This window comes from Xylophilus sp. Leaf220, assembly GCF_001421705.1.
Lineage (GTDB): Bacteria > Pseudomonadota > Gammaproteobacteria > Burkholderiales > Burkholderiaceae_C > Xylophilus.
Window position 1 is genome coordinate 169,761 of sequence record NZ_LMKO01000026.1, and the last position, 13,012, is coordinate 182,772.

11 protein-coding genes are annotated in these 13,012 nt (G+C 66.9%); 2 read left to right on the plus strand and 9 right to left on the minus strand.

From position 1 onward, the window contains the following. Positions 1–170 precede the first annotated feature (170 nt). The 4 genes from glmM to ASE76_RS18025 form a co-directional block, all read right to left on the minus strand. Positions 171–1,499: a phosphoglucosamine mutase gene (gene glmM / locus ASE76_RS18010; RefSeq protein WP_055842801.1), complete on the minus strand. Its 1,329-nt coding sequence runs from the start codon at positions 1,497–1,499 to the stop codon at positions 171–173. Beyond that, positions 1,496–2,350: a dihydropteroate synthase gene (gene folP, locus ASE76_RS18015; RefSeq protein ID WP_055842803.1), complete on the minus strand. Its 855-nt coding sequence runs from the start codon at positions 2,348–2,350 to the stop codon at positions 1,496–1,498. The genes glmM and folP overlap by 4 nt, the downstream gene beginning before the upstream one ends. 97 nt (positions 2,351–2,447) lie before the next feature. Then, a complete protein-coding gene (gene ftsH / locus ASE76_RS18020) occupies positions 2,448–4,370 on the minus strand; it encodes an ATP-dependent zinc metalloprotease FtsH (RefSeq protein ID WP_055842805.1) in 1,923 nt (640 codons plus the stop codon). 139 nt (positions 4,371–4,509) lie between these two features. Next, positions 4,510–5,181, minus strand: a complete 672-nt coding sequence (locus ASE76_RS18025) for an RlmE family RNA methyltransferase (RefSeq protein WP_055842808.1) — start codon at positions 5,179–5,181, stop codon at positions 4,510–4,512. A gap of 20 nt (positions 5,182–5,201) precedes the next feature. Between ASE76_RS18025 and ASE76_RS18030 the strand changes: the two genes are divergently transcribed. Continuing rightward, entirely contained in the window at positions 5,202–5,675 is a 474-nt protein-coding gene (locus ASE76_RS18030) for a YhbY family RNA-binding protein (RefSeq protein WP_055842812.1), read from the plus strand. Positions 5,676–5,682: 7 nt separating this feature from the next. After that, positions 5,683–6,432: a hypothetical protein gene (locus ASE76_RS18035; protein ID WP_055842815.1), complete on the plus strand. Its 750-nt coding sequence runs from the start codon at positions 5,683–5,685 to the stop codon at positions 6,430–6,432. 46 nt (positions 6,433–6,478) lie between these two features. Here the strand turns inward: ASE76_RS18035 and ASE76_RS18040 are convergent, their stop codons facing one another. The 5 genes from ASE76_RS18040 to carA form a co-directional block, all read right to left on the minus strand. Next, on the minus strand, positions 6,479–6,940 hold the full coding sequence (locus ASE76_RS18040) for a DUF4149 domain-containing protein (RefSeq protein WP_082448706.1): 462 nt from the start codon (positions 6,938–6,940) through the stop codon (positions 6,479–6,481). Positions 6,941–6,969: 29 nt separating this feature from the next. After that, positions 6,970–7,446 carry a transcription elongation factor GreA gene (gene greA / locus ASE76_RS18045; protein ID WP_055842816.1) on the minus strand — a complete coding sequence of 159 codons (477 nt, stop codon included), beginning with the start codon at positions 7,444–7,446 and terminating at the stop codon, positions 6,970–6,972. A gap of 70 nt (positions 7,447–7,516) precedes the next feature. Then, positions 7,517–8,401: a Kdo hydroxylase family protein gene (locus tag ASE76_RS18050; protein ID WP_369793419.1), complete on the minus strand. Its 885-nt coding sequence runs from the start codon at positions 8,399–8,401 to the stop codon at positions 7,517–7,519. Between the two features lie 99 nt (positions 8,402–8,500). Next, the gene (carB, locus tag ASE76_RS18055; protein WP_055842819.1) at positions 8,501–11,728 is read right to left on the minus strand and encodes a carbamoyl-phosphate synthase large subunit; all 3,228 of its coding nucleotides are present in this window, start codon (positions 11,726–11,728) and stop codon (positions 8,501–8,503) included. Continuing rightward, complete coding sequence (carA, locus tag ASE76_RS18060; protein WP_055842822.1) at positions 11,721–12,905, minus strand: glutamine-hydrolyzing carbamoyl-phosphate synthase small subunit; 1,185 nt, start codon at positions 12,903–12,905, stop codon at positions 11,721–11,723. Before carA ends, carB begins: the two co-directional genes overlap by 8 nt. Positions 12,906–13,012 lie beyond the last annotated feature (107 nt).

The window sequence follows — 13,012 nt, forward strand, 5'->3', positions numbered from 1 at the left end:
GGCGCCGTGGCAGAAACGTGAAGAATTCTTGAAAGGAATGGCCGAGGCCGTTGCAGTGCGCCGACCTCCAGCTATTACTTCTATAGCAACCGAGCCGTTGCATGGCTGCGGTGTCGCAGGCGTGCCGCCGTTCTGTCGCCGTCCGACACCCGCCCCCGCCGCACCCGCCCCTACCCCAGGGTCGCCGCGATCCGCTCCGCCGCGCGTTGCGCCTGCTGCGCATCGCGTGCCTCCACCATCACCCGCAGCAGCGGCTCGGTGCCGCTGGCGCGGATCAGGACGCGGCCGTCCGCGCCCAGCTCGTTCTCGACCGCCCGGGTTTCCTCGTCCAGCCGCGCATGGGTGCGCCAGTCCTGGCCGGGCTGCAGGCGCACGTTGATCAGCGTCTGCGGGAACAGGGTCAGGCGCGACAGCAGCTCCGCGATCGACCGGCCGCTGCGGACGCAGGCCTGCAGCACCTGCAGCGCACTCACGATGCCGTCGCCGGTGGTGTGCTTGTCGAGCGCCAGCAGATGGCCCGATCCCTCGCCGCCCAGCAGCCAGCCCTGGCGCTCCAGCAGTTCCAGCACGTAGCGGTCGCCGACCTTGGCCCGCTCGAAACGCACGCCGCGCAGCCGCAGCGCCTCTTCCACCGCCATGTTGGTCATCAGCGTGCCGACGGCGCCGTCGACCTTGTCGCCGCGTGCCAGGCGGTCCTGCACCAGCAGGTACAGCAGCTCGTCGCCGTTGTAGAGGCGGCCGGATGCATCGACCAGCTGCAGCCGGTCGGCGTCGCCGTCCAGCGCGATGCCGTAGTCGGCACCGTGCTCCGCCACCGCGGCGATCAGGGCGGCCGGATGGGTGGCACCGACGTCGCGGTTGATGTTGAGCCCGTCGGGCTGGCAGCCGATGGCGACGACCTCGGCGCCCAGCTCGTGGAACACCTTGGGCGCGACCTGGTAGGCCGCGCCGTGCGCACCGTCGACCACGATCTTCAGCCCCTTCAGGGTCAGGTCGTTGCCGAAGGTGCTCTTGCAGAATTCGATATAGCGGCCGGTGGCGTCGTCGAGCCGGCGGGCCCGGCCGAGCGAGGCCGAATCGGCCCAGACGGGTGCCTCCTGCAGGCAGGCTTCCACGTCGGCCTGCCACGCGTCGGGCAGCTTGGTGCCGTGCGCGCTGAAGAACTTGATGCCGTTGTCGGCGAACGGGTTGTGGCTGGCGCTGATCACCACGCCCAGGCTGGCCCGCAGCGTCCGGGTCAGGTAGGCCACGCCCGGCGTCGGCAGCGGGCCGAGCAGCACCACGTCGACACCGGCCGAGTTGAAGCCCGACTCCAGCGCGCTCTCGAGCATGTAGCCGGAAATGCGGGTGTCCTTGCCGATCAGCACGCTGGGCCGCTTCTCCGTGCGGCGCAATACCCGGCCGACCGCATGCCCCAGGCGCAGCACGAAATCAGGGGTGATCGGCGCGACGCCCACCGTCCCGCGGATGCCATCGGTGCCGAAATAGGCGAGCGTCATGCGAAATCTCCTCGTTGTTCTGTCGATGCGTCCTGCATCGCCTGCCAGACCGCCAGCGCGGCCACCGTGTCGGCCACGTCGTGCACCCGCACGATGCGCGCGCCGCGGTCCACCGCCAGCACCGCGGCGACCACGCTCGGCACCCTCCGGTCCTCCACCGCCCGGCCGGTGACCGCGCCGAGCGACGACTTGCGCGACCAGCCTGCGAGTATCGGATACCCGGGCGGCACCGCGGCGGCCTGGCGGCCGAGCAGGCTGAAATTTTGCGCGACCGTCTTGCCGAAACCGATGCCCGGGTCCAGCGCGATCCGCCGCGGAGCCACGCCCCGCGCCTGGAGCGCCTCCACCTGCGCGGCCAGGAACGCGCGCACCGGCGTCACCACGCCGCCTTCCATCGGCGAGGCCTGCATGCTGAGCGGCTCGCGGTGCATGTGCATCAGGCACACGCCGCAACTGCCGTGTTCCGCGACCACGTCCTTCGCACCGTCGAGCCGCAGGGCCCAGATATCGTTGACGATGTCGGCGCCCAGGTCGAGTACCGCCTGCATCACCTGCGGCTTGAACGTGTCGACCGAGACCGGCACGCCCAGCGCGACCGCCGCCCGCACCACCGGCAGTACCCGGGCCAGCTCTTCTTCCAGCGGTACCGGCAGGCTGCCCGGGCGGGTCGATTCGCCGCCGATGTCGAGGATGTCGGCGCCCTCCCCGATCAGCCGCTCGCAGTGCGCCAGCGCCGACCGGGTCTGGCCGTGCTGACCGCCGTCGGAAAAGGAGTCGGGCGTGACGTTGACGATGCCCATGATCCGGGGGCGCTGCAGGTCGATCCGGAACCGTGTGGTGTGCCAATGCATGTGGTGAGAAATCCCGCTGTCGTGCGAACGCAAAAACGGGGCACCAGGCCCCGTTTCGTATTGTCGGACAGCTTGCGTGCTGCCTGCGCCCAGCCGATCAGGCTGCCGTCGGCGCCGGATCGACCACCGGCGCACTGCCGCCCCCCGGCTTGTCGCCCCCACCCGATGCGGGCGGCACGCGTGGCACCCAGTCCTTCGGCGGACGCGGCTCGCGGCCGGCCATGATGTCGTCGATCTGCTCGGCGTCGATGGTTTCCCAGTCGAGCAGGGCCTTGGCCATGACGTGCATCTTGTCGCTGTTCTCTTCGATGAGCTTGCGCGCCAGGTTGTACTGCTCGTCGATGATGCGTCGCACTTCGCCGTCGACCATCTGCATCGTCGATTCGCTCATGTTGGTGGTCTTGGTGACCGAGCGGCCCAGGAACACTTCGCCTTCATTCTCGGCATACACCATCGGGCCGAGCGCCTCGCTCATGCCGTAGCGCATCACCATGTCGCGGGCCAGCGAGGTGGCACGTTCGAAGTCGTTGCTGGCGCCGGTGGTCATCTGGTTCATGAACACTTCTTCGGCGATGCGGCCACCGAACAGCATGCTGATCTGGTTGAGCATGTACTCGCGGTCGTAGCTGTAGCGGTCCTGCGCCGGCAGGCTCATCGTTACGCCGAGGGCACGGCCCCGAGGAATGATGGTGACCTTGTGCACCGGATCGCACTTGGGCAGCATCTTGCCGATCAGGGCATGCCCCGACTCGTGGTAGGCGGTGTTGCGGCGCTCTTCCTCGGGCATCACCATGCTCTTGCGCTCGGGGCCCATGAAGATCTTGTCCTTGGCCTTCTCGAAATCCTGCATCTCGACGGTGCGCGCATTGCGGCGCGCGGCCATTAGCGCGGCTTCGTTGCACAGGTTGGCCAGGTCGGCGCCGCTCATGCCGGGCGTGCCCCGGGCGATGATCGACGGGTTCACATCCTGCGAGATCGGGATCTTGCGCATATGGACGTTGAGGATCTGCTCCCGGCCCCGGATGTCCGGCAGCGTGACATACACCTGGCGGTCGAAACGGCCAGGGCGCAGCAGAGCCGCGTCCAGGATGTCCGGACGGTTGGTGGCAGCCACCACGATCACGCCGAGGTTGGTCTCGAAGCCGTCCATCTCGACGAGCATCTGGTTGAGCGTCTGCTCGCGCTCGTCGTTGCCGCCGCCGACACCGGCGCCGCGCTGGCGGCCCACCGCGTCGATTTCGTCGATAAAGATGATGCAGGGCGCGTTCTTCTTGGCGTTCTCGAACATGTCGCGGACACGGGCCGCACCCACGCCGACGAACATTTCCACGAAATCGGAACCGGAGATGCTGAAAAACGGCACCTTGGCTTCACCCGCGATGGACTTGGCCAGCAGGGTCTTGCCGGTACCGGGCGGGCCGACCAGCAACAGGCCGCGGGGAATGCGCCCCCCCAGCTTCTGGAATTTCTGCGGGTCCTTCAGGAAGTCTACGACTTCCTTGACTTCTTCCTTGGCCTCGTCACAACCCGCCACGTCCGCGAAGGTGACGGTGTTGTTGTTCTCGTCGAGCATGCGCGCCTTGCTCTTGCCGAAGCTGAAGGCCCCGCCCTTGCCGCCGCCCTGCATCTGGCGCATGAAGTACACCCACACGCCGATCAGCAGCAGCATCGGGCCCCAGCTGACCAGCAGGGTCATGAGCAGGGAGCCTTCTTCGCGCGGCTTGACGTCGAACTTGACGTTGTTGGCGATCAGGTCGCCCACCAACCCACGGTCGAGGTAGGTGGCGGTGGTGCGCACCTTGCGGTCGTCGGTGGTGGTGGCGAGGATCTCGGTGCCGCCCTGTCCCTCCTGGATCGTGGCCGCCTTGATGCGATTACCGCGCACTTCCTCCAGGAAGTCGGAGTACGCCACGTATCCGTTGCCGGAAGCGCCGCGCGAGTCGAACTGTTTGAACACCGTGAACAGCACCATGGCGATCACGAGCCATACGGCGACTTTGGAAAACCACTGATTGTTCAAGCAAGGCTCCGATAGCGTTTGTCGTGGAGGGTCATCGAGGACCTATATGAGCAGCATTTTAGGTGTTTCAACCCGCGGGCCCCTCTAAAAGCCGGCTCCCGGCCACTTGCGCGAAGCGGGCATTCGCCCGTGGCGGCAGTCAACCGGCGGTGGCAGCAAGGGTAAGCCCCATCCCGACGATGAATGTTTCAGATGATTTGTCTCGCGAGGATTTCGGCTTCATCGGCTTGACGGTGCGGAAATTCTGCTTGAACAGCTTCACCAGGTCGGTGTAGCCGCTGCCGTGGAACGCCTTGACGACCAGGGCACCGTCGGGCTTCAGGTGGCGCTGGGCGAATTCGATGGCCAGTTCGATCAGGTGGGCGACCCGGGCCGCATCCGCCGACTCGATGCCCGACAGGTTGGGCGCCATGTCGGACACCACCAGGTCGACCCGCGCGCCTTTGAGTTCGGCCTCGAGCTTCTCCAGCATCTCCTGCTCGCGGAAATCGCCCTGGAGGAAGGTGACGCCTTCGATCGGCAGCATCGGCAGCAGGTCCAGCGCGACGATGACACCGTCCAGCTGGCCGACCGCGGCCCCCTGCGGCGACAGCCGCCGGCGCAGGTACTGGCTCCAGGCGCCGGGCGTGGATCCCAGATCGACGACCACCTGCCCCGGCCTGACCAGGCCCAAGGCCTCGTCGATTTCCTTCAGTTTGTAGGCCGCACGTGCGCGGTAGCCGTCCTTCGCGGCCATCTTCACATAGGGATCGTTGACGTGGTCGTTCAACCACGCCTTGTTCACTTTCTTGCTTTTGGTTTTTACTTTCATGCTGCCTCGATAATACGGGTATGCCCAAAATTCAACTTACGCCCGCCCAACGGCGCGAAAAGCGCGCCGATGCGCACCACCTGAGCCCGGTGGTCATCGTCGGCAACGACGGCCTGACACCCGCCGTGCAGAAGGAAGTCGATGCCGCACTCAATGCGCACGGCCTCATCAAGGTCCGCATCGTGTCGGACGACCGCAACGGCCGCGAACTGATCTACCACACCCTGGTGGAAGCGCTCGGTGCCGCGCCGGTGCAGCACATCGGCAAGCTGGTGGTGCTGTGGCGCCCGCCGGTCGAGAAGGAAAAGAGCGTCGACGACGACCGGCTGCCCGGCCCGCGCGACGTGAAGATCCTCAAGCACAGCACCCGCGGCGGCCAGCGCCCCGAGGTGCGGGTGTTGCGGGTGCTGGGCAACCAGCGGCTGACCTCCGGTGGCCAGATCAAGCGTGCCAAGCCGAAGAAGAAGTCGATCAAGAAACGCCAAGCCGACTGATACGCCGATGTCCGAGCCAGCCGCACAGCGCAACGTCCTGTGCATGAAGTGGGGCACCAAGTACGGCCCCGAATACGTCAACGCGCTCTTCGCGATGGTACGCCGGCACCTGACCGGCGATTTCCGCTTCGTGTGCCTGACCGACGACGCCGCCGGCATCCGCCCCGAGGTGGAGTGCCTTCCGATCCCGACGCTGGACATCCGGCCCGAGCAGCCGGGCGTGCCCGACCGCGCCTGGCGCAAGCTGACGACCTTCGTCGGCGACCTGCACGGCCTGCACGGTACCGCGCTGTACCTGGACGTGGACGTGGTGGTGGTCGGCAGCCTGGACCCGTTCTTCGAGCTGCCCGGCGAGTTCCTGATCATCAAGGACTACAAGCGCGCGTGGCGGGTGACCGGCAACTCGTCGGTCTACCGCTTCACCCTGGGTGCGCATGCCGACGTGCTGGCCAACTTCCAGCGCCATGAGGCCGACATACGACACCGGTTCCGCAACGAGCAGGCCTACCTGTCCGACTACCTGCACCGCCAGGGCAAGCTGGCCTACTGGCCTGCCGCCTGGTGCCCGAGCTTCAAGTACCACAGCATCCCGACCTGGCCGCTGAACTACTGGCAGGAGCCGCAGGTGCCGCACGACGCCCGGGTGGTCATCTTCCACGGCGAATGCAATCCGCCGGATGCGCTCCTGGGAAAACGCAATCGCCGATTCCGCTATATCCGGCCTGCGCGCTGGGTCGCGACGCACTGGCGGGAGTGATCCTTTGCCGCCACCGCCGCGCCCGGACGCGGCGCGGTCGGGGGGTTCAGCGGCCGGTGCCGCCGGGCGAGTTGCTCGCCGGTGCGGCTTCCGACGAAGAACCCAGGCACTTCCAGAGTACGACACCGGCGCACGCCCACTGCGCCAGGTACATCGCGCTGCCGACCGCGTGCCACAGCTTCAGGTTCTCGCGCGCGACGATCCGCGGCGACACGCCGAACTCGGCCAGCAGTGCCAGCAGCACGCCGGCCAGCACGAACCCCAATGCACTGCGCGCCCACGGCAGCAGCACCGACTCGCCCCGGTCGCGGGAGGCGAGCAAGAGCAGCATGCCGCAGGCCACCGACAGCCAGGTCTGGGCGGTGAAGAGATGCGCCGCCATCTGGCCGGCCATGGCCGGCGTCGGAAGGTGCTTGAACAGCAGCGGCACGACCAGGAAACCGATCGTCGACATGCTGCCCCACCACAGGGCTGCGGCGATGGAGGGCAGCCGGTGCTTGAAGGACACGGGGAGTCTGCTCGACGGCCGGGCGACGGTCAGATGTACTTGACCGCCACGATCTCGTAGCGGCGCACGCCGCCGGGCGCCTGCACCTCGGCGGTGTCGCCCTCCTCCTTGCCGATCAGCGCGCGGGCGATCGGGCTCGACACGTTGATCAGGCCCTGCTTGAGGTCGGCCTCGTCCTCGCCCACGATCTGGTAGGTCACCGCGTCGCCCGACTCTTCGTCTTCCAGCTCGACGGTGGCGCCGAAGACCACCTTGCCGCCCGCATCCAGCGACAGCGGATCGATGACCTGGGCGGCCGACAGCTTGCCTTCCACTTCCTGGATGCGGCCTTCGATGAAGCCCTGGCGGTCCTTGGCCGATTCGTACTCGGCGTTCTCGCTCAGATCACCCTGGGCACGCGCATCGGCGATCGCGGTGATGACCCACGGGCGATCCACCGTCTTCAGGCGGTGCAGCTCTTCCTTGAGCTTTTCGGAGCCGCGCTTGGTGATCGGAATGGTGGTCATGTTCTTGTAGCTCCAAAAAGAAAAAGCCGGACGGAACCGTCCGGCGGTAATACAGGGAGGGGACGGTGGCTCAGACGAGCGGGTGTCCTGCGAGCCGGCCCAGAATCGCCAGCGGGCTCGATGCAGGATTGTATTGTCTGTCCGCGGGCAGGTGCAGCGTCTGCTCCAGCATGAACTGCCCGGCCATCACCGAATGCGGCGTCTGGTCGGAAAAGCAGATCCAGGCCGATCCGGCGGCGAAGGGCATCGTCATCTGCGGCGCGGTTTCCTGGTAACGCATGTCGGATTTCATGCCGTCGTGCAATTGCAGCATCAGGTGGTCGTACTCGCTGCGCAGCGACTTCGTCACCCGCAGCATCCGCAGCAGCCGCGCCTGCAGGGGCGAATAGCGCTTGGCCCGCGGCAGGAAGCGCCGGGCCACGTCCTCGAACGGCTCGCCCACGCGCCAGGTGCGCGGCACGCCGGCCGGGTTGACGTTGGCGAACACCCGCAGGATCCGCTCGCCGTAGTTGGGGCGCGAAGGAAACGCGTCGATGTGCAGCCGCCGGTCGTCGGCGCGCCAGGACTGCTGGCGCGTCTCGACCTGGGCCGGGCGGTAGCTGGTCGGCGCCATCCGCAGCGACGGTACGTAGTGCGGCAGCAGCGCATGCACCAGCGACTCGGCCTGGTGGCGGAACCGCCCGACCATGCCGGCCAGGGCCGCCTGCACCTGCGCGTCGCCGGCGGCGCCCTTGAGCCGGCCTTCGGCATCGAGGCTGATGTTGCGCACCTCGGGCATCAGCAGGTCGGGCCGCAGCAGCGCCTGCTCCTGCGGCGCCAGCACGAACGGCAGCTGCGGAAAGTACAGCACCTTGCCCGCTTCCAGGGCCGCCACCCACTGGGCGTCGTGACGGCCCGCGCGCCAGTCGTCCAGGCCGAGCGTCAGGACCTGCTCTTGAATCTGCGTGTCTTGCATGGGGCTATTGTGCTTTCTCGCAAACGGCGAGGCCCGCAGTGCGGGCGGGCCTCGAACCTTCCGGTGCGGCCGGGGCCGCACTGCGACGGGCCTACCGCATCAGGCGGCGGTCAGCTGCGCGTGGAGTTCCTGCAGCGAGTAGACGTCGAGGTCGTCCACGTAGCGCATGCCTTCGACGGCCGCCTCGGCGCCGAAGATGGTGGTGAACGTGGTCACCCGGGCCTGCAGCGACGAGGTGCGGATCGCACGCGAATCGGCGATCGCGTTGCGGCGCTCCTCCACCGTGTTCACCACCATCACGATCTCGTTGTTCTTGATCATGTCGACCACATGCGGCCGGCCTTCGGTGACCTTGTTAACCACCTCGACCGGGATGCCCGCCGCGGCGATCGCGTTGGCGGTGCCCTTGGTCGCCGCCAGGGTGAAACCCTGCGCGACAAGCTGGCGCGCCACCTCCACCGTGCGGGGCTTGTCGCTGTTCTTGACGGTCAGGAACACCTTGCCCGATTTCGGCAGCTTGGTGCCGGCGCCCAGCTGCGACTTGACGAAGGCTTCGCCGAAGGTCTTGCCCACGCCCATCACTTCGCCGGTCGACTTCATCTCGGGGCCGAGGATCGTGTCCACGCCCGGGAACTTGACGAACGGGAACACCGCTTCCTTCACGCTGAAGTACGGCGGCGTCACCTCTTCGGTGATGCCCTGCGACGCCAGCGTCTGGCCGGCCATGCAGCGCGCGGCCACCTTGGCCAGCTGGATGCCGGTCGCCTTGCTCACGAAAGGCACGGTGCGCGAGGCACGCGGATTGACTTCCAGCACGTAGATCACGTCCTGGCCGTCGACTTCCTGGATCGCGAACTGCACGTTCATCAGGCCGATGACGTTCAGGCCTTCGGCCATCGCGGCCGACTGGCGCTTCAACTCGTCGACCGTTTCCTTCTTCAGGTAGTACGGCGGCAGCGAACAGGCCGAGTCGCCCGAATGCACACCCGCCTGCTCGATGTGCTCCATCACGCCGCCGATGAAGGTCTTGCCCTCGGGGTCGCGCAGGCAGTCCACGTCGCATTCGATCGCGTCGTTCAGGAAGCGGTCGAGCAGCACCGGCGAGTCGTGGCTCACCTTGACCGCTTCGCGCATGTAGCGCTCCAGGTCTCGCTGCTCGTGCACGATCTCCATCGCGCGGCCGCCCAGCACATAGCTCGGGCGCACCACCAGCGGGTAGCCGAGCGCCGTGGCTTTTTCCAGCGCTTCGGCTTCGGTGCGGGCGGTGGCGTTCGGCGGCTGGCGCAGGCCCAGTTCGTGCAGCAGCTTCTGGAAGCGCTCGCGGTCTTCGGCCGCGTCGATCATGTCGGGCGATGTGCCGATGATCGGCACGCCGTTGGCCTCCAGGTCCAGCGCCAGCTTCAAGGGCGTCTGGCCGCCGTACTGCACGATCACGCCGAACGGCTTTTCCTTGTCGACGATCTCCAGCACGTCCTCGAGCGTCAGCGGCTCGAAGTACAGGCGGTCGGAGGTGTCGTAGTCGGTCGAGACGGTCTCGGGATTGCAGTTGACCATGATGGTCTCGTAGCCGTCCTCGCGCATCGCGAGCGCGGCGTGCACGCAGCAATAGTCGAACTCGATGCCCTGGCCGATGCGGTTGGGGCCACCGCCCAGCACCATGATCTTCTTGTTATTCGTCGGCTCGGCCTCGCACTCGTCCTCGTAGGTCGAGTAGAGATACGCGGTATCGGTCGCGAACTCGGCGGCGCAGGTATCCACCCGCTTGTAGACCGGGCGCACGCCGAGGGCGCGGCGCTTCTCGCGCACGGCCGTGTCGGTGGTCTTCAACTGGCGCGCCAGGCGGCGGTCGGAGAAGCCCTTCTTCTTGAGCGCGAGCAGCGTGTCCTTGTCGATCTCGTCGAGCGTCTTGGTTTCGAGTTCGAGCTCGATCTTCACGATCTCCTCGATCTGCACCAGGAACCACGGGTCGATCTTGGTCAGCGCGAAGACCTCGTCCACGCTCATGCCCTGGGCGAAGGCGTCGCCCACGTACCAGATGCGCTCGGGGCCGGGCTCGCCCAGTTCCTTCTCGAGCACTTCGCGGTCCTGGGTCTTCTCGTTCAGGCCGTCCACGCCCACTTCCAGGCCGCGCAGGGCTTTCTGGAACGATTCCTGGAAGGTGCGGCCCATCGCCATCACCTCGCCGACGGACTTCATCTGCGTCGTCAGGCGGCTGTCGGCGGTCGGGAACTTCTCGAAGGCGAAGCGCGGGATCTTGGTGACCACGTAGTCGATCGACGGCTCGAACGAGGCCGGCGTGGCGCCGCCGGTGATCTCGTTGCGCAGTTCGTCGAGCGTGTAGCCCACCGCCAGCTTGGCGGCGACCTTGGCGATCGGGAAACCGGTGGCTTTCGACGCCAAAGCGGATGAGCGCGAGACCCGCGGGTTCATCTCGATGACGACCATGCGGCCGTCCTTCGGGTTGATCGAGAACTGCACGTTGGAGCCGCCGGTGTCGACGCCGATCTCGCGCAGCACCGCCAGCGATGCATTGCGCAGGATCTGGTATTCCTTGTCGGTCAGGGTCTGGGCCGGGGCCACGGTGATCGAGTCGCCGGTGTGCACGCCCATCGGGTCCAGGTTCTCGATCGAGCAGACGATGATGCAGTTGTCGGCGGTGTCGCGCACCACTTCCATCTCGTACTCTTTCCAGCCGAGCAGCGACTCTTCGATCAGCAGTTCGTTGGTCGGCGAGGCTTCCAGGCCGCGCTTGCAGATGGTCTCGAACTCTTCGGCGTTGTAGGCGATGCCGCCGCCGGTGCCGCCCAGGGTGAAGCTGGGGCGGATCACGGTCGGGAAGCCGAGCGTCTTCTGCACGCCCCAGGCCTCGTCCATCGAATGCGCGATGCCGGAGCGGGCCGAGCCCAGCCCGATCTTGGTCATCGCGTCCTTGAACTTGAGCCGGTCCTCGGCCTTGTCGATCGCCTCGGGCTTGGCACCGATCAGTTCTACCTTGTACTTGTCGAGCACGCCGTGGTGCCACAGGTCGAGCGCGCAGTTCAGCGCGGTCTGGCCGCCCATCGTCGGCAGGATCGCATCCGGGCGCTCCTTGGCGATGATCTTCTCGACCGTCTGCCAGGTGATCGGCTCGATGTAGGTCACGTCGGCCGTGGCCGGGTCGGTCATGATCGTCGCGGGGTTGCTGTTGATCAGGATGACCTTGTAGCCCTCCTCCCGCAGCGCCTTGCAGGCCTGCACGCCGGAGTAGTCGAACTCGCAGGCCTGGCCGATGATGATCGGGCCGGCGCCGATGATGAGGATGCTCTTGAGATCGGTGCGCTTAGGCATGCTGCCGTCCTTCCTTGTGGTTCTGCATCAGCGCGGTGAAACGGTCGAACAGATAGGCGATGTCGTGCGGGCCGGGCGAGGCTTCCGGGTGGCCCTGGAAGCAGAAGGCCGGCTGGCTGGTGTGGGCCAGGCCCTGCAGCGTGTTGTCGAACAGGCTGACGTGGGTTGCGCGCAGCGTGGCGGGCAGCGACTTCTCGTCCACCGCGAAGCCGTGGTTCTGGCTGGTGATGCTGACCCGGCCGTTGTCGAGGTCCTTGACCGGATGGTTCGCGCCGTGGTGGCCGAACTTCATCTTGTAGGTCTTGGCCCCCATGGCCAGCGCCATGATCTGGTGGCCCAGGCAGATGCCGAAGGTGGGGATGCCCGCCTCGATCAGTCCGCGCGCGGCGGCGATCGCGTAGTCGCAGGGGCCCGGGTCGCCGGGGCCGTTGGCCAGGAAGACGCCGTCGGGTGCGAGCTTCATCACCTCGGCCGCCGAGGTCTGGGCCGGCACCACGGTGATCTGCGCGCCGCGCTCGGCGATCATGCGCAGGATGTTCTTCTTGACGCCGTAGTCGAACGCGACGACGTGGAACTTCGGCGCGATCTGCATGCCGTAGCCTTCGCCCAGCTTCCACTCGGTCTGGGTCCACTCGTAGGGCGCCTTGACCGACACCACCTTGGCCAGGTCGAGCCCGGCCATGCTGGGCGCGGCCTTGGCCTGGGCGACGGCCGCGTCGATGGCGTCCTGCGTCGGTGCCTGGCCGGCGGCCAGGCCGACGATGCAGCCGTTCTGCGCGCCGTGGCTGCGCAGGTGGCGGGTGAGCTTGCGGGTGTCGATGCCGGCGATGGCGACGGTGCCTTCGCGGGCCAGGTACGCGTCGAGCGTCAGCGTCGAGCGGAAGTTGGAGGCGGCGAGGGGCAGGTCCTTGATGATCAGGCCTGCGGCATGGACCTTGTCGGCTTCGACGTCTTCCTCGTTGACGCCGTAGTTGCCGATGTGCGGATACGTGAGCGTCACGATCTGCTGGGCATAGCTCGGGTCGGTGAGGATTTCCTGGTAGCCGGTCATGGCGGTGTTGAACACCACCTCGCCGACGGTGGAGCCGGCGGCTCCGATCGAATGGCCGAGAAAGACCGTGCCGTCTGCAAGCGCCAGGATGGCGGGCGGGAATTTTCCCTGTAGAGACAAGAGCACTGGGTTCTCCGGATGGTTACGGTCGCCCGGAGCCCATCGGCCATAAGCCGGGAGGCTGCTTGGATGGAGGAGTTGCTTGGGACGCGGCCGGGCGACGCTGTTACGGG